This is a genomic window from Metaplanococcus flavidus (genome assembly GCF_042675885.1).
GTDB classification, from domain to species: domain Bacteria; phylum Bacillota; class Bacilli; order Bacillales_A; family Planococcaceae; genus Planococcus; species Planococcus flavidus.
In genome coordinates this window covers 1-23,415 of record NZ_JBHTKI010000014.1, presented here as the reverse complement: position 1 = coordinate 23,415, position 23,415 = coordinate 1, and the positions used below count along the sequence as shown (strand labels likewise).

The window sequence follows — 23,415 nt, the reverse complement described above, 5'->3', positions numbered from 1 at the left end:
TTATATAGATAGAGATTCGGAAGATTGTAAAGAAGGAGTCCGGCTACTTTGCCGGACTCAGTTTGAAGATCGTTGTTAATCGTTCATAACGAGGTTCGGTTTCTTCTTCAGGCTATGGCGCCCTTCTATAAAGCGGACAGTGCCTGATTTAGCACGCATTACAAGTGTATGACTTTCCGCAAAGCCGCCTTTCAGCTGAACACCGCGCAACAATTCGCCATCAGTGACACCTGTCGCTGCAAAAATTGCATCATCGCCTTTAACGAGGTCGTCCATCATCAGTACTTTATCGACATCTATGCCCATATCGATGCAGCGCTGCTTTTCTTCTTCATTTTGTGGCATAAGCTTTCCTTGGAGCTCACCGCCAAGGCATTTTAAACCTACAGCCGCAATGACTCCTTCGGGTGCTCCACCTGAACCGAAAAGAATGTCCACGCCAGTTTCATCAAACGCCGTATTGATGGCTCCCGCTACATCCCCATCATTGATGAGTTTGATGCGCGCGCCGGCGTCACGAATCTGCTGGATGATATCTGCGTGACGATCACGGAATAACACTGTAGCCACCACATCCTCGATATCCTTGTTCTTGGCTTTTGCCACAGCACGCAGATTATCAATAACAGGTGCATTGATGTCGATTTTTCCTACCGACTCAGGACCGACTGCAATTTTATCCATATACATGTCGGGTGCATTCAGCAAATTGCCACGGTCAGCAATAGCCAAAACTGCCAGTGCATTCCAGCCCCCGGCAGCCACAATATTCGTGCCTTCAAGAGGGTCTACCGCTACATCCACTTCAGGTCCATTTCCAGTACCAAGCTCTTCGCCGATATAAAGCATCGGAGCTTCGTCCATTTCCCCTTCGCCGATGACGACGACACCTTTCATCGGGATCGTGTCGAACACTGTTCTCATGGCTGACGTTGCCGCATCGTCCGCTTCAATCTTCAGGCCGCGACCCATCCATTTTGCGGAAGCGATTGCTGCCGCTTCAGTAACACGCACTAATTCCATCGATAAACTACGTTCCATAATATACGTGCCTCCCGTTCAGCTTTATATAAACATATGTCCCTATTATTATAGCATATATTGTTAAGGCAAAAACGGGTTAATTGGCGTCAGTATTGAGGTCTGACATCGAACTTGCCACCGGATCGATCGTCTCTCTCCGGATATCAGCACCCAAACCGCGCAATTTATCAATGATCTCCGAATATCCCCGTTCAATATGATAAATTTCACGGATTTCGGTTTCTCCTTCAGCCAGAAGACCGGCAATTACCAATGCCGCTCCTGCACGAAGATCCGAAGCAACCACTGTCGCGGAAGTCAACGGAGTCGGACCGGTAATAATTGCCGCTCTTCCTTCAACACGGCCGCTCGCGTTCATCCGGCGCAATTCATCGACATGCTTGAATCGTGCCGAATAAATCGTATCCGTTATCATGGATGAGCCTTCTGCCTGAGTCATCAAAACGGAGAATGGTTGCTGAAGATCAGTGGCAAATCCAGGGTACACCAAAGTTTTCACATCGATCGCCTGCAGTTTTTCCGGTTTCGGAATATAGATCGATTCTTCGCCTTCCTGTACATCAACACCCATTTCACGCAATTTCGCAGTCAGGGCTTCCATATGGAAAGGGATGACATTATCAATCGTAATGCCGTCTCCCGCTGCAGCAGCAAGGATCATGAATGTCCCTGCTTCAATGCGGTCAGGAATAATTGTGTGGTTGGTGCCGTGCAATTCTTCCACACCGTCGATGCGGATGATGTTCGTTCCGGCACCTTTGATTTTTGCACCCATATTGGTCAATAAGGTCGCGACATCGATAATTTCCGGCTCTTTTGCCGCGTTTTCGATCGTTGTCTGGCCTTTTGCCAAGACAGCCGCCAGCATGATATTGATCGTGGCGCCCACCGATACGACGTCGAGGTAGATTTTCGCCCCGCGCAGTTCATCCGCACGAAGGTAAATGGCACCATGCTCATTTGTAACTTTTGCACCCAATGCTTCGAAGCCTTTGATATGCTGGTCGATTGGGCGAGGCCCAAGGAAACAGCCGCCAGGCAAGCCGATCGCTGCGTGTTTGAAGCGGCCAAGCATTGCTCCCATCATATAGTAGGAAGCTCGAAGCTTTTTCACATTGCCGTTCGGCAGCGGCATATCGATCATTTTTGTCGGATCGATAGTCATCGTACCATCTTCAAAGCTCACTTCGCCGCCGATTTCCTCAAGAATGTTCTTTAAAGTCCATACATCAGAAATGCCAGGCAAACCTTCAATCTGAACAGGTGAATTCGCCAAAATCGATGCGGGAATCAATGCCACCGCGCTATTTTTTGCTCCATTGACTTTTATCGTCCCAGACAGGCGATTGCCACCTGTAATTTTATAAACGTCCATCATAATTCTCCTTTATCCTACTTGTTCGGCGGGAGGAAACGGCTGCTTGCCGATCTTTCCCTGTTGCCGAAGAAGTCCGATTGGCCCAGTTTGCCTTAATTACATTCCGGACTCGGTTTTCCCAATTAATTTTATTTTTCTGTCCGTTTTTCCCAGTCAGCCAAAAACGCTTCAATTCCCTTGTCCGTCAGCGGGTGCTTAAACATTTGCTCCATAACTTTAATCGGCATTGTGCCGATGTGTGCGCCGTTCAATGCTGCTTCCGTCACGTGTTGCGGGTGGCGGATCGATGCGGCGATAATTTCAGAATCGATGTCATGGATTGCGAAAATTTCTGCAATCGTTGCGATAAGATCCATGCCGTTATGGCCGATATCATCCAGGCGGCCAAGGAATGGTGATACGTATGCTGCTCCGGCACGTGCTGCAAGAAGTGCCTGGTTTGCGCTGAAGATCAACGTAACGTTAACTTTTTTGCCTTCTCCTGCAAGAACTGCACAAGCTTTCAAACCGTCTGGAGTCATCGGCAACTTCACTGTGATGTTCGGTGCCAATTCAGCCAGTTCACGGCCTTCTTTGATCATGTTTTCTGCATCCAACGCGATGACTTCACCGCTGATTGAACCGTCGACCAAAGCTGCGATTTCTTTCAGGCGGTCATGGAAAGAAACATTTTTCTCTTTTGCCACCAACGATGGATTTGTTGTGACACCTGAAAGGATGCCCCATGAATGTGCTTCTTTAATTTCGTCGAAGTTTGCTGTATCAATAAAAAATTTCATTAATAATTTCCTCCTGTAGTACGGAAAAAAGAGAAGGCGTTTTTTACGCTTCTTCTCTCTTCCATCTATTTTCATTCTTCGTTATCCCGTATTAACGGTCAGTAAGATTCCCGCTTCTGCAAGCGGGAATCTTACTGACCGTAAAAACCCGATTGGATCAACTAACAATCAGTGGGGATGAAAAAATCCCCACTGAATGAAGTTTCTCTTTATCACGCTTTGCCGGAACTTCCGAATTCGCGCATTTTACCCATTACTGTGTTTTTGATCGCTTCGCGTGCAGGGCCCATATATTTACGCGGGTCGTAGACAACTTTGTCGTTGTCCAATACATCGCGGACTGCTTGTGCAGAAGCGATTTGGCTTTCCGTATTAACATTGATCTTCGCTGTTCCAAGTCCCAGCGAACGCTGAATATCTTTGATCGGAATCCCTGTACCGCCGTGAAGGACAAGCGGCACGTCGCAAAGCTGCGAAATTTCTTCCATTTCATTGAACCCAAGATTCGGTTCGCCTTTATAAGGACCATGAACCGAGCCAAGTGCCGGAGCCAGGCAATCAATCCCTGTCGCTTCGACCAATTGTTTGCATTCCTGCGGGTCGGCATAAATAACGCCTTCAGCGATGATATCGTCTTCCTGTCCGCCGACAGTACCGAGTTCGGCTTCCACAGAAACATTATTTTTATGTGCATATTCCACAACTTGTTTCGTAATTTCAATATTTTCTTCAAATGGATGGTGTGATGCATCGATCATTACTGAAGTGAATCCAGCATCAATCGCTTCTTTGCACTTTTCGAAGCTTGAACCATGATCCAAATGGATTGCCACGGGCACTGTAATTTTATAATCATGCATTAAGCCTTTTACCATATTTACTACAGTCGTAAATCCGCCCATGTAACGAGCTGCACCTTCGGAAACTCCACAAATTACTGGAGAATTCTCTTCTTGTGCGGCCTGCAGGATCGCCTGTGTAAACTCCAGGTTGTTCAAATTGAACTGGCCGATTGCATATCCTTCTTCTTTACCTTTTATCATCATTTCTTTCATTGAAACCAATGCCATGACAAACTTCCTCCTCAGTGACTAAATAAAGCAAATACCTTCCCTATCATAACAAAAACTGTGCCTGACCGCCACATCCTAGTGTTTCAGTCCTCTAACAAATTCTTTACAGTCTCACGCAATTCAAAAACATCGAACGGTTTGGTGAAATGACGAACGGCTCCCCAATTTTTGGCTTCTTCGATCAAGTTGAGTTCACCATAGGCGGTCATCATGACTACTTGGACCCCTTCACATTCCTGCTTCAGCCGTTTCAATATTTCGATGCCGTCCATCCCTGGAATTTTCATGTCCAGCAGGACCATTTCCGGCCGTTCCGCTTCAAAAACAGTCAATGCATCCCGGCCATTGGCAGCCGTCAGCGTCCGGTACCCTTCCTTGGAAAATACTTCCTCGAGCAACATCCGGATTCCCGGCTGGTCGTCCACTATCAAAATCGTTTTCATGATGATACCTCCCTATCCTGCATCGCTCTCCCTCAGCTTCTGCTATACTTCCTTTGAGGTGAGAGATTTGAAAATACTGTCCACACAATTATCCGATGTTTTTGAGCAAATCGCAATGCAGGAAAATAAGATTGAAGACATTGCGCGTCTCCTTGCCCAAGCTGCAATCAGTGAAGGTACAATTTTTCTTGCCGTCTTCGGTGAAATGAAAGCTGTGACTGCAGCCGCTCTTAATGGTGCCGAACCGCTGCCATCCGCTCGCGAATGGAAACCCGAAAGTGTGCTTACAAGTGCAGATCGCGTATTCATTTTAGCAAAGAAAGATGAAGGGGATGAACTTGCAGGCAGATTATCCGACGCTGCCATCCCGTTCGCGATGCTCACTGCTGAACAAAAAGAAAGCGATCTGCCGGAGGTATTCATGTCACTCGGCATCGATAAAGGCAACTTGAGCACTGAAAACGGCGGCCATTCTTTCATACCGCACGCAATGGCGGCTCTTTATGTCTACCATAATATTAAGTTGATGATTGATGAAATGATCGATGAAGATGCCTAGTAACAAAAAAACCTTTCCGGCAGATGCTGCCCGGAAAGGTTTTTGTTTTATTGATTGTCTATAGATGCTCTTACGAATTCACGGAACAGCGGCTGCGGGCGGTTCGGGCGTGAAATGAATTCCGGGTGGAATTGGCAAGCCACGAACCAAGGGTGGTCTGCAAGTTCGATGATTTCGACAAGACGGCCATCCGGGCTGGTTCCCGAAAACAGGAAGCCGGCCGCTTCGAATTGTTCACGGTATTCGTTATTGAACTCGTAACGGTGGCGATGGCGTTCATACACTAACGATTCGCCGTATGCTTCATGCGCTTTCGATCCTTCCTGCAATTTCGCAGGATAAAGCCCGAGACGCAATGTGCCGCCGAGGTCTTCGATGTCTTTTTGCTCCGGCAGTAAGTCGATGACCGGATAAGAGGTTTTCGGATTCAGTTCTGATGAATGGGCATCATCCATTCCCATCAGGCTGCGGGCGAATTCAACAGACGCCAGCTGCATGCCAAGGCAAATCCCGAAGAAAGGCACTTTGTTTTCGCGCGCATATTTCGTTGCGACAATTTTGCCTTCCACACCGCGGTCCCCGAATCCACCAGGAACAAGGATACCGTCACAATCCTTCAGTTTCTCTTCAACATTATCGGCATTGATGTGTTCGGCATTAATCCAATCGACCTCGATTTCCGAATCGAAAGCGAAACCGGCATGTTTCAATGATTCCACAACAGAAATATAGGCATCCTGCAGCTCGACATACTTACCGACGAGTCCGATACGCACCGTTTTCTTAAGGGATTTCACTTTTTCCACAAGCCCTGTCCATTCGGTCATGTCCGCTTCCGGCGCTTCGATGCCGAAATGGTCCAGCACGATCTGGTCCATATGCTGCTCCTTCAAACGAAGGGGTATTTCATAGATTACATCGACGTCGCGGGATTCAATGACTTCTTCCGCTTTGATATCGCAGAAAAGAGCAATCTTATCTTTCATGTCCTGCGGCACCGGATGTTCCGTACGCACGACAATCAGGTTCGGCTGGATACCCAGGCTGCGCAATTCTTTGACACTATGCTGCGTCGGTTTTGTCTTCATTTCCTTTGCGGCACCGAGGTAAGGAATCAGTGTACAATGAACGTACATGACTTCGTCGCGGCCAAGGTCCGATTTCATTTGACGGATCGCTTCCAGGAATGGCAGGGATTCGATATCGCCGACCGTTCCTCCGATTTCCGTGATGACCACATCCGCTTTTGCCGTTTTCGCTGCACGCAGCAGGCGGTCTTTGATTTCATTGGTGATATGCGGAATGACTTGAACCGTTCCGCCAAGATAATCGCCGCGTCGCTCTTTTTGGATAACTGTCGAATAGACTTTCCCCGTAGTCACGTTCGAGTATTTGTTCAGGTTGATGTCGATGAAACGTTCGTAGTGACCAAGATCCAGATCCGTTTCCGCGCCGTCATCCGTAACGTAAACTTCCCCGTGCTGATAAGGGCTCATCGTGCCCGGGTCAATATTGATGTATGGATCGAATTTCTGGATTGTGACGTTCAACCCTCTGTTTTTCAATAAACGCCCAAGTGATGCGGCTACGATGCCTTTTCCGAGCGATGATACTACCCCGCCGGTAACGAATATATACTTTGTCATGCCTGTTTCCTCCTCGATTTTTGAAGCGAATTTTGAATCCAACTAATTGAGCTAGCATTTATAAACCGCTTCGGCGCTTTGGACAAAGCTCCCGCAATAAGCCGAGAAGACCACTCGTCTTATTGCTCCGCTCAGTCCTGGAGAGCGCCGGCGCTAGAGAAATCTCTAGAGATATGGAGCAAAACAGCGAAGACGCCCAGGGGAGCAGGCGGATGCCGACGAAGTGCAAGATCCACTCGTCGTTGAAAACCGTGCTCCTGCATCGCTGCGCTGCTTCGTCGCAAAGACTTAGCCCCGCAAGCGTCGGCTAATGTCTTCGAAGCTGTTTTGCGGAATATCGGTTGCTATGAAATATTAGTTCAATTTTTATAGCCTGGGAAAAAATAAAAAGCGCCCCTCCTGCTGCGTGCAGAGGGAGCGCATTAACTGTACGAATCATTTCTCCTGTTTTAAGGAGCCCAATAAAATCTTATCCAGTACAGCGATTAAAGTCAAGGTAAAAAAATGTTCTGATTACTTGGACTCTTCTTCTTCGTCTTCATCTTCGTCGTCTTCTTCATCGATGATATTGCCATCAATGTCCTCGACCAGTACATCCACATCTTCTTCGTCATCCTCATCTTCGTCCGTTTCAGCATCAAAGTCGATGACTTCCACTTCCTCGCCGAGTTTAGGCGTGACGTCCTCATCTTCTTCGTCCTCGTCGAAATCATCGAAATCAAGTTCATCTTCCATTTCAAGGTCCATGTCCTCAAATTCTTCATCATCCGCAACTTTTGCTTTCTTCTTGCGGGCTTTGACAGTTGGCGCAGATTCTTCTTCGATCTGTTCCACTGGATACCATTCGCGAAGGCCCCAACGGTTTTCGCCAAGAATCAGGAAGCGTCCGTCAATGTTCATGTCCGTATAAAATTGCACAAGGCGCGCTTTCATATCTTCTTTTGACAGACCCAGCAATTTCTCGATTTCCTCGACAATTTCCGGATAGGTTTTTGTTTCATGGGTTTCAGCCAGTAATGCATATGTTAAGTCGACAAACGACTCTTCGATCAGTTCTTCTTTGGATAATTCACGTAATTTCAATTAGCCCACGTCCCTTCTTCTCTCTTAACTTAATTCATTATATACAAAGTCTCTGCAGTCCGCTACCGTGACTTGTTTTTTCTTTTCCCCAATTCCTTCCACCCATAATAGAACAGGTAGAGCGACAGAATGATCAGAGGAATAGAACCCAGTGCTCTATTGTACAGGAAAACGGTCAATATGATACAGATAATAATTATCAGGTAATTTGCATATTTCGGCATGGTTTAAAACATCCTTTATAGCCCGCGGACAGTTTCCTTCTATTATAACTGAGTTTCCTGAATTTATCGAATAGCGTTACGGGTAATTTCAAGCTATTTCAAGCTTAAGATGGAAAGTTTTCCGACTTGGCTGCCGAAAAGGCTGACCGCACACAAATTTCTTCTAATCGCACACAAATTAATTAAAACCGCCCCAAACAATGAATTCCGAGCCATTCTATATCAATTCCCACATGAAAAACCCGTTTGCACGGAATGCAAACGGGTTTTTCATTTAAATACTTACATATTGCGGCGATATTGGCCGCCGACTTCGTATAATGCTGTGGTAATTTGGCCGAGGCTGGCGACTTTGACAGTTTCCATCAATTCTTCAAAGATGTTGCCGCCTGTTTTAGCGGCCTGTTTCAAGCGCTCAAGAGCTTCGTCCGAGTCATTGCGTTCCTGGAAAGAACGCAGTTTATCGATCTGAGCTTCTTTCTCCTCTTTTGTGGCACGGGCGATTTCCATCGCGTTGATGTCATCGTCCGATTGCGGATTCGGGTTCAAATATGTGTTGACTCCGATGATCGGCAATTCGCCCGTGTGTTTTTTCATTTCATAATGCATCGATTCTTCCTGGATCTTGCCGCGCTGATATTGTGTTTCCATCGCGCCAAGAACGCCACCGCGGTCGTTGATGCGGTCGAATTCCTGCATTACCGCTTCTTCCACAAGCTGCGTCATCTCTTCAATGATGAATGCACCCTGCAGAGGATTTTCGTTTTTCGACAAGCCATGCTCTTTCGTGATGATCATCTGGATCGCCATTGCGCGGCGCACGGATTCCTCAGTCGGAGTCGTGATGGCTTCGTCGTATGCATTTGTATGAAGCGAGTTGCAGTTATCCTGCAGCGCCATCAATGCCTGAAGCGTGGTACGGATATCGTTGAAGTCGATTTCCTGTGCGTGCAGGCTGCGGCCGGATGTCTGAACATGGTATTTCAGTTTCTGGCTGCGTTCATTGGCACCGTATTTATCGCGCATAACGATTGCCCAGATGCGTCTTGCCACCCGTCCGATAACCGTATATTCCGGATCCAGGCCGTTCGAGAAGAAGAACGACAAGTTCGGTGCAAAGTCATCGATGTTCATGCCGCGGCTCAAATAATATTCCACGTAAGTGAAGCCGTTCGACAGGGTAAAAGCAAGTTGCGAAATCGGGTTCGCGCCGGCTTCGGCAATATGGTAGCCCGAAATCGACACGGAATAATAATTGCGTACTTTATGGTCGATAAAGTATTGCTGGATATCGCCCATCATACGTAGCGCGAATTCTGTAGAGAAGATGCACGTGTTCTGTCCCTGGTCTTCTTTCAGGATATCGGCCTGTACCGTTCCGCGGACCACCTGCAGCGTTGCTTCACGGACTTCCGTGAATTCTTCGACCGTCAATGTGCGGCCAAGTTCTTCTTCACGTTTTTTGACTTGCTGATCGATTGCCGTGTTCATGAACATCGCAAGGATGATCGGAGCTGGGCCATTAATTGTCATGGAAACGGAAGTGGACGGCGCACAAAGGTCAAAGCCGTCATATAATTTTTTCATATCATCTAGTGTACAGATGGAAACCCCTGATTCGCCGACTTTTCCGTAAATATCGGGGCGGTGATCAGGATCTTCACCGTAAAGCGTTACGGAATCAAATGCCGTCGACAGACGTTTTGCATCATCATCTTTTGACAAATAATGGAATCTCCGGTTCGTGCGTTCCGGTGTTCCTTCACCCGCAAACTGGCGTTTAGGATCTTCTCCAGCCCGTTTGAATGGAAATACACCTGCCGTGTAAGGGAATGAACCCGGTACATTTTCTGCGTAAACCCAGCTGAGGATTTCACCGTAGTCAACGAATTTCGGTAATACAACACGCGGCACTTTGATACCAGCCAGACTTTCTGTACGCAAAATCGTGCGGATTTCCTTGTCGCGGACAGTCGTAACGAATTCGTCGCCTGTATAGGCTTCTTTCAGCGCATCCCAGTTTTCAAGAATGCGTTTCGATTCGTTCGTCAATTGATCGCGAATGCCGTCTGCAAGTGATTCAAGCGATTTGACCAATGCATCATCGGGTGAATTTTTCTTCACTTCGTCGATGGCACCTTCCAACTGGAAGAGACGGCGTGCAAAATCGGACTGCTCTTTCGACTTCGCATGATAGCCGCGGACAGTATCCGTCAGTTCACGCAAATAATAACGGCGATCATTCGGGATGATCAAGTTCTCTTTTTGGGTTTTAGCGAATTTTTCATAATCCGTTTCCCAGTCAGTGCCGCATTTTTCATTGACGGCTGTGACCAATGCCGCGAACAGGGAGTTGGTCCCTTTGTCGTTGAACTGGCTTGCAATCGTGCCATAGACAGGCATTTTGTCCAGATCGTCATTAAAACGCATATGGCTGCGCTGGAATTGCTTTTGCACCTGGCGCAATGCATCTTCAGAACCTTTGCGTTCAAATTTATTGATGACAATCAAATCTGCATAATCGATCATATCGATTTTTTCGAGCTGGGAAGGCGCCCCAAATTCGCTTGTCATGACGTACATTGAAACGTCCGAGAAGTTGGCGATTTCAGCATCGCCTTGTCCAATTCCGCTCGTTTCCACAACAATCAGGTCGAAACCGGCAGCTTTGACCACGTCAAGTACATCACCGAGCGCTGCGGACAGTTCGGTGCGTGAGCCACGCGTTGCAAGACTTCTCATGAAGACTCGTTTATTGAATATGGCATTCATGCGGATACGGTCGCCGAGCAGCGCCCCGCCCGTTTTTTGTTTGGTTGGGTCGATTGACAAGACAGCGATATTTTTGCCTGGCAGTTCAGATAGGAAGCGGCGGATCAATTCATCCGTCAAGGAGCTTTTTCCCGCTCCGCCTGTTCCTGTGATGCCAAGAACTGGCGTATTTTTCGAGCCTTGTCTCACCATTTCCATTAAATCAGCTGTGTCGCCCCCGCGTGTATGCGCTTCTTCAGCAGCAGTAATCAAGTTTGCCACGGTCACCGGATTTTCAGGGGACAGGTTTTCTACTGTCAATTCATCTTTGACAGTCGAGAAATCACATTCCTCGACGATTTCGGTGATCATTCCCTGCAGGCCTTTTTTACGGCCGTCTTCCGGAGAAAAAATTCGGGCAATGCCGTAGTCGTGAAGTTCTTTGATTTCGCGCGGCAGGATGACCCCACCGCCTCCGCCGTAGATACGGATATGGGGAGCACCTTTTTCCTGCAGTAAATCGTGCATATACTTGAAATATTCCACGTGGCCGCCCTGATAAGATGAAATCGCGATTCCCTGCACGTCTTCCTGGATTGCAGCATTGACGACTTCTTCCACTGAACGGTTATGTCCGAGATGGATCACTTCCACACCGGTCGCCTGCAAGATTCTTCTCATAATATTGATGGACGCATCGTGGCCGTCAAACAACGCGGATGCCGTTACAAAACGGATATGGTTTATTGGCTGATACGTTTTTGTTTCCTGGATTGTAGCCATTTATTAGTAGCCCCCTGTTATCGAGATTTTTTCTCCTGCCATCCCCTGCAGAAGGAACTTCGTTTGCATCGTGATGAATTCTTCAATGGTGAAATCGCGCAGAGCCCAGCGGCGGAATGCCCACATCTGGCCCTGGACGAATAAATGATGGGACGCCAAAACAATTTCTTTCGGCGCCAGGTTCACCTGTCCCCGCTCGGCGCATTCCGTCAACAGACGCTGAAACAGCGAAACCATTTCCATTTCTTTTTCCAGTACATACTCCAGTGCATCTTTCGGCAACGATTTCGACTCCTGATACATGACGACAAATTCGTCCTGCATTTCATCGATTAAACCGTAATAATGCTCGAGCGCCGTGACCAGCACTTCCCAAGAGCCATTTTCCATATCAATCGTGGCGAGGCGCGAATGCACTTCATCATAGATTGAGTCACAAACCAGATAAAGGACATCTTCTTTAGTGCGGATGTACTCATATAAAGTGCCGATGCTGAATCCGGCCGCTTTCGCGATTTCCCTTGTCGTTGTCCGGTGAAAGCCCTTTTCTTTAAAAAGCGTGACAGCACCGCGGATCATTTGCGCCCGGCGCTTTTCGATCAGGCTTTCATCTTTAACGGAAGACTGTATTGCACGCTTTTCATTCATAGGCCTGCCTCCGATTATTTAGTGACCATACGGGAAATGACCAGACGCTGGATTTCCTGTGTGCCTTCATAGATTTGCGTAATTTTCGCGTCGCGCATAAAGCGTTCGACTGGATAGTCTTTCGTATAGCCGTAGCCACCGAATACTTGAACCGCTTCAACAGTGACGTTCATCGCTGTATCGCCGGCCATCAATTTCGCCATTGCGGATTCTTTGCTGTACGAGTATTTATTCGATTCGAGCCATGCAGCCTGGTAAGTCAGCAGGCGTGAAGCTTCGATCGAAGTCGCCATATCCGCCAATTTAAATGAAATCCCCTGGTTAGCGGCAATCGGCTTACCGAATTGTTCGCGTTCTTTCGCATAGCCGATTGCAGCGTCCATCGCACCTTGTGCAATTCCAACTGCCTGTGCAGCGATGCCGTTGCGGCCGCCGTCAAGCGTCTGCATCGCGATTTTAAAGCCCTGACCAAGTTCGCCAAGCATGTTTTCTTTTGGCACGCGGCAGTTATCAAAAATGATTTCAGTTGTAGGGCTTGAACGGATGCCGAGTTTCTTCTCTTTCTTGCCGACCGAGAATCCTTCGAAATCACTTTCTACGATGAAAGCAGTTGTCCCTTTCTGTTTTGAATTCGGATCAGTTACTGCGAAAACGATATAGATGTCCGCAATGCCCCCGTTTGTGATGAAAATTTTCGAACCGTTAAGGATGTAGTGGTCGCCGTCTTCTTTGGCACTTGTTTTCATGCCGCCAGCATCAGAGCCGGAAGCTGGTTCAGTCAAGCCGTATGCGCCAATCTTCTTGCCTTCCGCCATCGGACGAAGATATTTTTGTTTCTGTTCTTCTGTTCCGAATGTGTATACCGGCCAGCCGGCAAGTGACGTATGTGCTGAAAGTGTTACGCCGGTCGATGCACAAACCCGTGACAATTCTTCCACAGCGATGCAGTAGGCCAGATAATCGGAACCGATTCCGCCGTACTCTTCCGGCCACGGAATGCCAGTCAGGCCAAGTTCAGCCATCTGGTCGAAAATCTCACGGTCAAAACGTTCTTCTTCGTCACGCTCTTCTGCAGTCGGTGCCACTTCTTTGTTTGCAAAATCGCGCACCATTTTACGGATCATTTCATGTTCTTCGCTTAATTTAAAATTCATTGTCATTTTCCCCCTGCTATTTTAATAATTGCTTGCTGATAACGATTCGTTGAATTTCACTTGTGCCTTCGTAGATTTCCGTCACTTTCGCGTCTCGGAACAGCCGCTCCACCGGATAATCTTTCGTATAGCCGTATCCGCCATAAACCTGGATCGCTTCAATCGAAATGTCCATCGCCGCTTTTGACGCGAATAATTTCGCCATCGACGCTTCTTTATTGCAATCCTTGCCTTCGGAATAAAGACTGGCCGCGTTATAGACCAATAGTTTCGCGGCTTCAACCTGCGTCGCCATATCGGCCAGTTTAAAGGCGATGCCCTGCTGCTGCGCGATCGGCTTGCCAAATTGTTCCCGTTCTTTCGCGTAGGCAACCGAGTATTCATAAGCGGCCTCAGCAATCCCGAGTGCCTGCGCGGCAATGCCAATGCGGCCGACATTCAAGTTGGACATGGCGATGCTGAATCCTTTATTTTCCTGGCCCAGCAGATTTTCTGCCGGCACCCGCATATTGTCGAACGTTAGCTGTACAGTCCTTGAACCGTGAAGACCCATCTTTCTTTCGTCTTTTCCGATGATAAGGCCCGGATAATCCTTTTCTACAATGAAAGCTGAAATGCCTCTTGAGCCTGCATCCGGTTTTGTCGAAGCGAAAACGATGTACGTATCAGCTTCTCCACCGTTCGTGATGTAAACTTTTGAACCATTCAACACATATTCGTCATCTTCACGCACAGCTCTCGTTTTTAAACTTCCGGCATCTGAACCGGCAGATGGTTCTGTCAAACAGAACGCGCCGAGGTATTCACCGCTCGCAAGTTTCGGAACATATTTTGCTATCTGCTGTTCCGTACCGAAATTTAAAATCGGATTTGTTCCGACTGAAGTATGGACAGACAGGATGACGCCGATGACGCCGCTCGCTTTCGATAACTCATGGATTGCTGTGATATAAGATGTAAAATCCATTTCCGAGCCGCCGTATTTTTCAGGGGCTGTTATTCCCATCAGGCCAAGTCCGGCCATTTTGTTCAATATTTCCCGGGGAAATTCGCCTGCTTCCATCTTTTCGACAAAAGGCGTAATTTCTTCTCTTGCAAAATCGCGCACCATATTGCGCATCATTATTTGTTCATCTGTAAAATGCAAATCCATAGCGGGTTCCTCCTTGATTAATTGTATTCGTAGAATCCGCGTCCTGTTTTCTTGCCAAGCCAACCGGCTTTCACGTACTGGCGCAATAATGGGCTCGGGCGATATTTGCTGTCGCCAAAACCTTCGTGCAGAACTTCCATAATGTAGAGACATGTATCCAAGCCAATAAAATCAGCGAGCTCAAGCGGGCCCATCGGATGATTCATCCCCATCTTCATGATGCTGTCAATCGCCTCTTTTGTCGCGACGCCATCTTGCAGCGTGAATACCGCTTCATTGATCATCGGCATCAGGATCCGGTTGGAAACAAAGCCAGGAAAGTCGTTGCATTCCACTGGAGTCTTCGATAATTTCAATGTCATTTCTTCAATTGTTTTATAAACTTCATCCGTTGTCGCAAGACCGCGAATAATTTCAACCAGCTTCATCACCGGTACTGGGTTCATGAAATGCATGCCAATCACTTGCTCCGGACGGTTCGTCGCTGCCGCAATTTCCGTAATCGGCAATGAAGACGTGTTGGTCGCAAGAATTGCGTGCTTCGGTGCCACTTCATCAAGTGTTTTGAAAATGGTGTGCTTGACTTCCATGTTTTCTACTGCTGCTTCGATGACGATGTCCCTGTCATGTGCATCTTTCAAATCGAGTGAGGAAGTGATGCGGCCAAGGACAGCTGTTTTTTCTTCTTCGGTCATAAGCCCTTTTTCGACACTGCGCGAAAGGTTTTTCGTAATATTGCCTATTCCCCGCTCATATGCTTCCTGTTTCATATCATTCAATTTCACATTAAATCCTGCCTGTGCGCAGACTTGCGCGATGCCGGAGCCCATTTGGCCGGCTCCGATCACCATTACGTTTTGAATTGCCATTCTTATTTTGCCTCCTTCGGAACTTCAATCATGATAGCGTCGCCTTGTCCGCCACCCGAGCAGATAGCCGCGATGCCGATTCCGCCGCCGCGGCGTTTCAACTCATATGCGAGCGTAAGGATAATCCGTGTGCCGCTTGCCCCAATCGGGTGGCCAAGTGCAACGGATCCGCCGTTGACATTCACTTTTTCAGCATCCAAGCCGGCGATTTTCGAACTTGCCAATGCGACTGCAGCAAAAGCTTCATTAATTTCGAAAAGGTCGATTTCTTCCAATGATTTGCCAGTCTTCTTCAATAATTCATTGATGACAAGACCTGGCGTTTCCGGGAAACGATGCGGTTCAACCGCAACTTCTGTGTGAGACAGCACATAAGCCAAAGGTGTTTTACCTTCTTTTTGTGCGCGCTCTTCACTCATCAGAATAAGTGCTGCCGCCCCGTCGTTGATTCCTGGTGCATTCCCTGCTGTAATCGTGCCGTCCTTGCCGAATGCGGGTTTCAGTTTTGCGAGTGAATCTGCAGTTGTTCCTTCGCGCGGCGCTTCGTCCACTTCAACTTTGATCGGATCGCCTTTACGCTGCTTCACTTCAATCGGTGTGATTTCTTCAGCAAAATGGTCTTTCGCTTTGAGTGCGCGTTCATGTGAACGGGCAGACCATTCATCTTGTTTTTCCCGTGTTAAGCCGTGCTCTTCTGCTGTAGAGTTTCCGTAAGTCCCCATATGAACTTTGTCCGGGTGGAATGAACACGACAAACCGTCATGAACCATTCCGTCGATCATTTGCGCATCACCCATGCGAAGTCCCCAGCGGGCTTTTGGCATATAATAAGGCGCGTTCGACATCGATTCCATTCCACCGGCAACGATTAAATCTTCGTCGCCAAGTCGGATGATCTGATCTGCAAGCGTCACTGAACGGAGTCCGGATGCACATACTTTATTGATTGTTTCCGATTTCACGTTGTAAGGGATACCAGCTTTGTAGGCAGCCTGTCTTGAAGGAATCTGGCCCTGACCGGCCTGCAGCACGTTGCCCATGATGACTTCCTGGACATCTTCCGGTTGAACTTTAGCACGGTTCATCGCTTCTTTAATTGCGGCCGCGCCGAGGTCACTGGCCGTCAATGAGCTCAAGCCGCCTCCGAATTTCCCGAATGCTGTACGTGCGCCATCGATGATAACTGTTTTTGCCATAATAAATTCTCCTCCCATTTTGTAAACGTTTGCATTTTATTTAAAAAAATATAGTTTGTGACCCCTTATTCCTAAGAATCGACGATAAACTCCGAAAAATCGACGATAAAAGGGTTAAAATCGACGATAAAAAGCGGAATCGCTGATAAACGGTTAAAAATCGCTGATAAAAATTGAGTATAGAGGTATTAACCAAACTTGCCTCACTAGCTTCGAGTTTATTACTGCTTCTAGAGTTTGAGACTGGTAACACTTGCTCCTGCATCGCTTCGCTAGCTTCGTCGCAAAACATTGCCTCTGCATCGTTCGGCTTTGCCTCACTAGCTTCGAGGCAAACGTTATAGGCGAATGTCGTTCGCCTATAACGTTGACTGAACGCTCGCTCGATAAGCAGTCATGAAAAAAGGGAGCTTTTACACTCCCTCCTCTTATCTTTCATCTTATAGAATTTTCATGATATAAGCAATAATTAATGAACCGCAGTTTCTTCCGGCATCGGTGTTTCATTGCCGAAGATGGACATTTCAAGAAGTTCAGCAACATCGTATGTGCCTACAGTTTCTTCAACTTCCTTCGCTTTGGTTCCGTCTGACAGCATTGTCAGGCAGTACGGGCAACCGGAAGAAATCATTGTAGGACTTACTTCGAGTGCCTGCTCGGTGCGCGCCACGTTGACGCGGTGTCCGGCATCTTCTTCCATCCACATCAATCCACCACCGGCTCCACAGCACATTCCATCCTGGCGGTTACGGACCATTTCAACAAGTTCAACGCCTTCGATCGATTTCAGGATCTCACGCGGTGCGTCGTAAACATCGTTATAGCGGCCGAGGTAGCAGGAATCATGGAACGTAATCTTTTCATTGACCGCGTATTGCGGTTTCAGCTTGCCTTGCTGCAATAGTTCAAACAGCATTTCGGTGTGATGGTAGACTTCAGCCTGGAAGCCGAAATCAGGATATTCGTTTTTGAAGATATTGTATGCGTGCGGATCAATTGTAACGATTTTCTTGATATCCGCTTTTTCGAACTCTTTGATGTTCGCTGTCGCAAGTTCCTGGAACAGGAATTCGTTACCGAGACGGCGCGGTGTATCTCCGGAGTTCTTTTCTTTATTGCCGAGAATTGCGAATTTCACTCCCGCTTCGTTCATCAGACGAGCGAATGAAAGAGCAATTTTTTGAGAGCGGCTGTCGAATGAGCCCATTGAACCGACCCAGAACAGGAATTCGAATTCTTCTCCGGCTTTGTTCATTTCTTTGACAGTCGGGATATGAACGTCTTCACGTGCATCTCTCCAGTTTTCTTTATCTTTGCGGTTAAGGCCCCAAGGGTTACCCTGCTTTTCGATGTTTGTCATCGCGCGCTGAGCATCTTTGTCCATTTTCCCTTCAGTCATAACCAGGTAACGGCGAAGGTCGATAATTTTATCAACGTGCTCGTTCATAACCGGACATTGGTCTTCACAGTTACGGCAAGTCGTACAAGCCCAGATTTCTTCTTCTGTGATGACGTCGCCGATCAGGCTCGGGCTGTAAAGATCATCGATTGAGATGCCTTCAGCGCCGGCAGCCACTGCCAGCTGGTTTCCTTGCGTGTTGCCGAATGCCATTGCAGGCACCCACGGTTTTTTCTGGGTCATTACTGCACCCGTGTTCGTCAAATTATCACGAAGTTTTGTAATCAGGTCCATCGGTGACAGCATTTTCCCTGTACCGGTTGCAGGACACATATTCGTGCATCGTCCACATTCCACGCAAGCGTAGAAGTCAATCATTTGCCCCTGGTTAAAGTCGGTGATTTTTCCGACACCGAATGAAGGCATGGCATCAGGGTCATCATCATCGCCTTCTTCCATTTCTTCAAAATTGATCGGCTTCAAGCGGCCGACGTGATCGGTACGGTGGAACCAGGTGTTGACCGGTCCGAAGATCAGGTGAGCGTGTTTTGATTGTGGTACATAAACAAGGAATGTCAACAGGAACAATAGATGTGCCCACCACATAATATAGAAGATCGTTGCGGCAACTGTTTCAGAAAGGCCTGCGAAAACCATAGCGAATACAGAGGCTACAGGCTCCGTCCAGGCTGTCGGGTGATCCTGCCAAACCATTCCGGCACCATTGCCGACAAGGACTGTCACCATCAAACCGCCGATGAAAATCAGTACAAGACCAGATTTCCAGCCGCGTTTCAAACGAACCAATTTTTCAATATAACGTCTGTAGAATGCCCATACTACTGCCACCAGAATTGTTAACGTTACAATTTCCTGGAAAAACACAAATGCGGGATAAAGCGGTCCCAACGGTAAATGCGAACCTGGCGACAAGCCTTTGATAATGAAATCAATGGCACTCGCCTGAACTAATAGGAATCCGTAGAAGAACATGACGTGGATGGTTCCACTTTTCTTATCCTTCAATAATTTTTTCTGACCAAAAACGTTGACCATGACTTTGCGGACACGTTCATTGAAATTGTCCTCAAACTCCACTTTTTTACCAAGCTGGATGTAATCGTAACGTGACTTCAACAAATAAACGAATAGATAAACTGCGTATATCGTCACAGCCAGGAATAAGATCCAGTTTGCAATGAGTAATGGCTCCATTGAGATTCCCCCTTAAAATATATTCCATAAAATCCTTATCCAAAGTTTACGTGAACTCCCATCGATTGTCGATGCTTACTTCTATATTAAAATATGAATGAGCATTCAGTCAATAGTTCTATTGAAAGGGTTTTCATATATTTCATTTGGAACACTCATTTTTCTTGCCATAAAAATAAGCACCGCTCAATGCGGTGCCTGGTTACGATACCTCCGAATTGCTTCAGTGGTTGCTTCAAAAACAGTTTTTCCGATATGTCGGCCAAGTTCCGAAATGGGTCCGGCGTATTGAAAACTGCTGCCCTGCTGCGTTGCGGCGACAAGAAGACTGTCCGTGGGCGTACCCGTTGCAACGGTACCGGTGAATGGGTCGATTACATTCTCATCTTGAAAAGCTTTCGTTTTCGCTTCTGTCGCAGTCATCATTGCCTGAAGAAATGCCTCTTCCGCCAATGTTCCGTTGACAAAAATCCAGGTGTTGACAGTGCCAACCCTTTTTTTCCGGTCCTTTAAATGGGTCAGCGACACGTCGGTTCCATTCCCGGCACCTGCCGTTACAGCGACGACAATCGAGCCGCCATCAAATTCACAGGTTTCGAGAACGACCTGACCGACATCCACTGCTGTCATCATCGCGACCGTATCAGTCGATTTAAAACCTTTCGCTTCAATAAAAGAAGTTAATTCTTCAACCGTATCATCCACTCTGTAGTTTTCGTCAACCCGGCGGTTCATGAATGTTGTGAACCAGCCGGAGCCGGCATTAATGACCGCGGAAGAAACGGTTTTTAACGGCGCATCGCTGCGATATAACACCATTTCCGGAGAAACGGAAAAATCTTCTTTGGTGATGCGTTGTTCAAGTGCCTGCCGGTCGATCCCCGGCATCAGGGTGATCTGGGGCTTCGGCAGTTCGGGATGTGGATGAGTCGCGACTCTTGTTCCATAGACGGCTTTGATTTCTTTTTCCTTAACCACTTCATGCGGTTCACCTATGGCGGCAATACTGCCTCTATCGAGCAGCAGTAATTTGTCGCAATACATTGAAGCCAAATTAATATCATGGAAAATCGACACGATGGTGAGCTCTTTTTCAATCGCCTGCCGTTTGATGGTGTCCAGCAATTCCTTTTGGTGATTAATGTCCAAGTGATTCGTCGGCTCATCCAATAGCAGGATCGACGCATCCTGAGACAAAGCCTGTGCGACAAAGACGCGTTGCTGCTCTCCACCGGACATCTGGTCGATCGGCGTATGTTCGTAGCGGCTGATATCCATCAATTCCATCGCTTCAACCACGGCTCTTTCATCTTCTGCTGACCAGGAAGAAAACCAGCCTCGCTGATGCGGATACCTGCCGAGCGAGACAGTTTCCCTGACCGTATGTGAAAAAGCATGAGCATGCAACTGTGGCAGAACAGCCATTTTTTTGGCCAACTCTTTCGTTGCGTAATCGTTTAAATCTTTTCCATCAATCTCGACCGACCCGGAAACGGGTTCAAGGATTCCGCTCATCAACTTCATCAGCGTTGATTTGCCGCTGCCGTTCGGGCCTAAAATTCCAAGGATCTTGCCTTCATTCACCGTAAAGGTGGCGTCGTTCACAATTTTCTTATCACCGTAGCCGCCGCTCAAATGATTCACTTTCAGCATATCAAGCCACTCCTTTTCGCTGGCGGAAAAACACGTAGGCAAATACCGGTGCACCGATAAATGCGGTGATGACTCCGATCGGCAATTCCGTCGGGGAAATGATGGTCCGTGACACCAGGTCGCAGACGATCAATAACGCTGCTCCGTTAATGAACGACAGCGGCAGCAGATGCCGGTGGTCCGAACCCCACAGCAGACGGGTGATATGGGGCACCACCAAGCCGACAAAGCCGATGGTTCCGGAAACGGCAACGGCCGCTCCGGTCAAAACAGATCCACCGATCAGAATAACCATTTTTCTTCTTTTGACGTCAACCCCCAAATGCCGTGCCCGCTCTTCGCCGAACAGCATTGCGTTTAACTCGCGCCGGTTCAGCCATAACAGGAAAGAACCGATTAATATGAAAGGCAGAGACATCTGCACATATGGCCAGCCCCGCATTGATACACTGCCGAGCAGCCAGCCGATAATTTGGCGAAGCTCCTCCCCGGTTAACGCAATCATCAGGGAGATGATCGAGCCGAGAAATGAACTGAAGATGATTCCTGTTAAAATGACTGTTTCCATCTTCATCGAGCGGTCCACCATTTTGGCAAATGAGATAACCGCAAGCATAGTCAGCAATGCACCGAGCATACTCATGACCGGCAAAGTGAAACTGCCTAAAAACGGTATGGAGATTCCGAAAAACAAGGTCATGACCGCCCCCACCGATGCCCCGGAAGAAACACCCAGTGTATAGGGGTCTGCAAGCGGATTCTTCAATAGACCCTGAAAAGCGGCGCCGGCAATCGCCAGCGCCGCCCCCACCAGACCTGCAAGAACGACGCGGGGCATGCGGATGTTCCATAGGATGTTGGCGGCTGTTTCATCCGAAGAGGGATTCCACAGAGCCACTGGTGATATGGACACCGTGCCGACTGTCAGCCCCAGCAATATTGCCCCTCCCAGTAACAGGAAAGAAACAGTATAGGCCAACCAGTTTTTACTCACTGAAAACCTCAGGATAAACTGCCTGTGCCAATTCCAGTAAGCCTTCAGTCAAGCGCGGGCCGGAACGGGTGACAGCATCGGAGTCCAAATTAAAGACTGCGTCTTCCTGCACCGCAGTGACTTCCGCAAAACCGCCGCGTTGTTTGATCTGATCGACTGCTTCCGGGTTATAAGCGCCTTCTGTTGTAACGATTACTTCCGGATTGCCGCTGACGATTGCTTCCGGATCCATGATGACCCATCCTTCCTGATCACCGGCCAAATTTTCTGCATTGATCATCGACAGCATCTCATCGATGAAAGTTCCGCTGCCGGTTGTATAGATATCAGGCTCGCTGCCAACTTCCACAAAGACCGTCTTTTCATCTTCCACAGCTTCAGCCTGTTCGACAATTTCATCCACCTGTGCCTGCATTTCAGCAACCAGTTCATCCGCTTCTTCGACAGCACCTGTGGCCTGACCGATTACGGTAATGGAATCATAGACTTCTTCGAAACTTGTCTCATTATTAACAACGTAGACCGTTATTCCGGCATCGCGCAATTGCTGCAAGCCGCCTTCCCACGTGCTGATGCCGGATTCATGGGAAATGACGAGGTCCGGTTCAAGGCTGATGACTTTTTCAACGTTAAATTCCTGGCCGCCGATCTTTTCCACATCGGCCGTTTCTTCCGGATAATTATCAAAATCGGACAAACCGACCATTTTGTCTCCAAGACCCAATTCATAAGAAATCTCTGTGGTCGATGGAACCATCGATACGATTGATTGCGGCTCTTCTTCGATTACGACTTCATCACCGAGAGCATCCGTCAAAGTCACGGGAAATTCCGCTTCCGCAACTTCTGCCGGTGTTTCTTCCGGTGTTTCTTCCGGTGTTTCTTCCGGTGTTTCTTCCGGTGTTTCCTGTTCTTCATTTACCGCGTCTTCTCCGCCGCATCCTGCGAGCAATACTGCTGCCAATCCAGCGTTCAAACCAAATTTCCAAAATTTCTTCATGTTGTTTTCCTCCAATATGTTTTGTTTGCGGTTCAGCACCGAATCAGCGGAGGGGGGCCGCTGATTCGGGGTTGAACCTCTTATCTTTTATAAAGGTAATGCACTTTCTCCAAGCAACCGGTGTCCAGACTCCCGCGGCCCAGCTCTTCGGGTCATAAGCCATTCTGGCTGTGCGGCTGGAAAGACGCCACTTCGCCAGATCGTCTTATGCCTTTCAGAGCTTAACGGGCGCGGTCGCTTTTCTATGTCCAGACCCCCGCGGCCCCGCTCTTCGGGTCATAAGCCATTCTGGCTGTGCGGCTGGAAAGACGCCGCTTCGCCAGATCGTCTTATGCCTTTCAGAGCTTAACGGGCGCGGTCGCTTTTCTATG

The 23,415-nt window shown here is 48.0% G+C and carries 18 protein-coding genes; 1 reads left to right on the top strand and 17 read right to left on the bottom strand.

The features are described from left to right. Positions 1–75: 75 nt before the first annotated feature. The 5 genes from glpX to ACFQ1X_RS10150 form a co-directional block, all read right to left on the bottom strand. Positions 76–1,041, bottom strand: a complete 966-nt coding sequence (gene glpX / locus ACFQ1X_RS10170) for a class II fructose-bisphosphatase (RefSeq protein WP_144841205.1) — start codon at positions 1,039–1,041, stop codon at positions 76–78. Between the two features lie 79 nt (positions 1,042–1,120). Further along, a complete protein-coding gene (locus tag ACFQ1X_RS10165) occupies positions 1,121–2,419 on the bottom strand; it encodes a UDP-N-acetylglucosamine 1-carboxyvinyltransferase (RefSeq protein ID WP_144841206.1) in 1,299 nt (432 codons plus the stop codon). Between the two features lie 131 nt (positions 2,420–2,550). Continuing rightward, positions 2,551–3,201, bottom strand: a complete 651-nt coding sequence (fsa, locus tag ACFQ1X_RS10160; RefSeq protein ID WP_144841207.1) for a fructose-6-phosphate aldolase — start codon at positions 3,199–3,201, stop codon at positions 2,551–2,553. Positions 3,202–3,413: 212 nt separating this feature from the next. Continuing rightward, a complete protein-coding gene (locus ACFQ1X_RS10155; protein ID WP_379082412.1) occupies positions 3,414–4,271 on the bottom strand; it encodes a class II fructose-bisphosphate aldolase in 858 nt (285 codons plus the stop codon). Positions 4,272–4,357: 86 nt separating this feature from the next. Then, a complete protein-coding gene (locus ACFQ1X_RS10150; protein WP_379082511.1) occupies positions 4,358–4,720 on the bottom strand; it encodes a response regulator in 363 nt (120 codons plus the stop codon). 64 nt (positions 4,721–4,784) lie between these two features. On the opposite strand from ACFQ1X_RS10150, the gene ACFQ1X_RS10145 reads away from it, so the two are divergent. Beyond that, a complete protein-coding gene (locus ACFQ1X_RS10145; RefSeq protein WP_144841210.1) occupies positions 4,785–5,276 on the top strand; it encodes a DUF2529 family protein in 492 nt (163 codons plus the stop codon). A 47-nt stretch (positions 5,277–5,323) separates the two neighbouring features. Here ACFQ1X_RS10145 and ACFQ1X_RS10140 read toward each other — a convergent pair whose 3' ends face one another. The 12 genes from ACFQ1X_RS10140 to ACFQ1X_RS10085 form a co-directional block, all read right to left on the bottom strand. Beyond that, on the bottom strand, positions 5,324–6,922 hold the full coding sequence (locus ACFQ1X_RS10140) for a CTP synthase (RefSeq protein WP_144841211.1): 1,599 nt from the start codon (positions 6,920–6,922) through the stop codon (positions 5,324–5,326). Between the two features lie 513 nt (positions 6,923–7,435). Beyond that, positions 7,436–8,005 (bottom strand): DNA-directed RNA polymerase subunit delta, encoded by a 570-nt coding sequence (gene rpoE, locus ACFQ1X_RS10135; protein WP_144841213.1) that lies wholly within the window; start codon positions 8,003–8,005, stop codon positions 7,436–7,438. 506 nt (positions 8,006–8,511) lie between these two features. Continuing rightward, entirely contained in the window at positions 8,512–11,763 is a 3,252-nt protein-coding gene (gene icmF, locus ACFQ1X_RS10130) for a fused isobutyryl-CoA mutase/GTPase IcmF (protein WP_144841214.1), read from the bottom strand. A gap of 3 nt (positions 11,764–11,766) precedes the next feature. Further along, positions 11,767–12,411, bottom strand: a complete 645-nt coding sequence (locus tag ACFQ1X_RS10125) for a TetR/AcrR family transcriptional regulator (protein ID WP_144841215.1) — start codon at positions 12,409–12,411, stop codon at positions 11,767–11,769. Positions 12,412–12,425: 14 nt separating this feature from the next. Continuing rightward, entirely contained in the window at positions 12,426–13,565 is a 1,140-nt protein-coding gene (locus ACFQ1X_RS10120) for an acyl-CoA dehydrogenase (protein WP_144841216.1), read from the bottom strand. Between the two features lie 16 nt (positions 13,566–13,581). Then, positions 13,582–14,718: an acyl-CoA dehydrogenase gene (locus ACFQ1X_RS10115; RefSeq protein WP_144841217.1), complete on the bottom strand. Its 1,137-nt coding sequence runs from the start codon at positions 14,716–14,718 to the stop codon at positions 13,582–13,584. A gap of 17 nt (positions 14,719–14,735) precedes the next feature. Further along, positions 14,736–15,587 carry a 3-hydroxybutyryl-CoA dehydrogenase gene (locus ACFQ1X_RS10110; protein ID WP_144841218.1) on the bottom strand — a complete coding sequence of 284 codons (852 nt, stop codon included), beginning with the start codon at positions 15,585–15,587 and terminating at the stop codon, positions 14,736–14,738. 2 nt (positions 15,588–15,589) lie between these two features. Beyond that, the gene (locus ACFQ1X_RS10105) at positions 15,590–16,783 is read right to left on the bottom strand and encodes an acetyl-CoA C-acetyltransferase (RefSeq protein ID WP_144841219.1); all 1,194 of its coding nucleotides are present in this window, start codon (positions 16,781–16,783) and stop codon (positions 15,590–15,592) included. Positions 16,784–17,252: 469 nt separating this feature from the next. After that, the gene (locus ACFQ1X_RS10100; RefSeq protein ID WP_144841220.1) at positions 17,253–19,397 is read right to left on the bottom strand and encodes a (Fe-S)-binding protein; all 2,145 of its coding nucleotides are present in this window, start codon (positions 19,395–19,397) and stop codon (positions 17,253–17,255) included. Between the two features lie 186 nt (positions 19,398–19,583). Then, positions 19,584–21,050, bottom strand: coding sequence for an adenosylcobinamide amidohydrolase (locus ACFQ1X_RS10095; protein ID WP_379082404.1), 1,467 nt, complete (start codon positions 21,048–21,050; stop codon positions 19,584–19,586). A 1-nt stretch (position 21,051) separates the two neighbouring features. Further along, positions 21,052–22,044, bottom strand: coding sequence for a FecCD family ABC transporter permease (locus tag ACFQ1X_RS10090; protein ID WP_144841222.1), 993 nt, complete (start codon positions 22,042–22,044; stop codon positions 21,052–21,054). After that, a complete protein-coding gene (locus tag ACFQ1X_RS10085) occupies positions 22,037–23,044 on the bottom strand; it encodes an ABC transporter substrate-binding protein (protein ID WP_379082400.1) in 1,008 nt (335 codons plus the stop codon). Before ACFQ1X_RS10085 ends, ACFQ1X_RS10090 begins: the two co-directional genes overlap by 8 nt. Positions 23,045–23,415 lie beyond the last annotated feature (371 nt).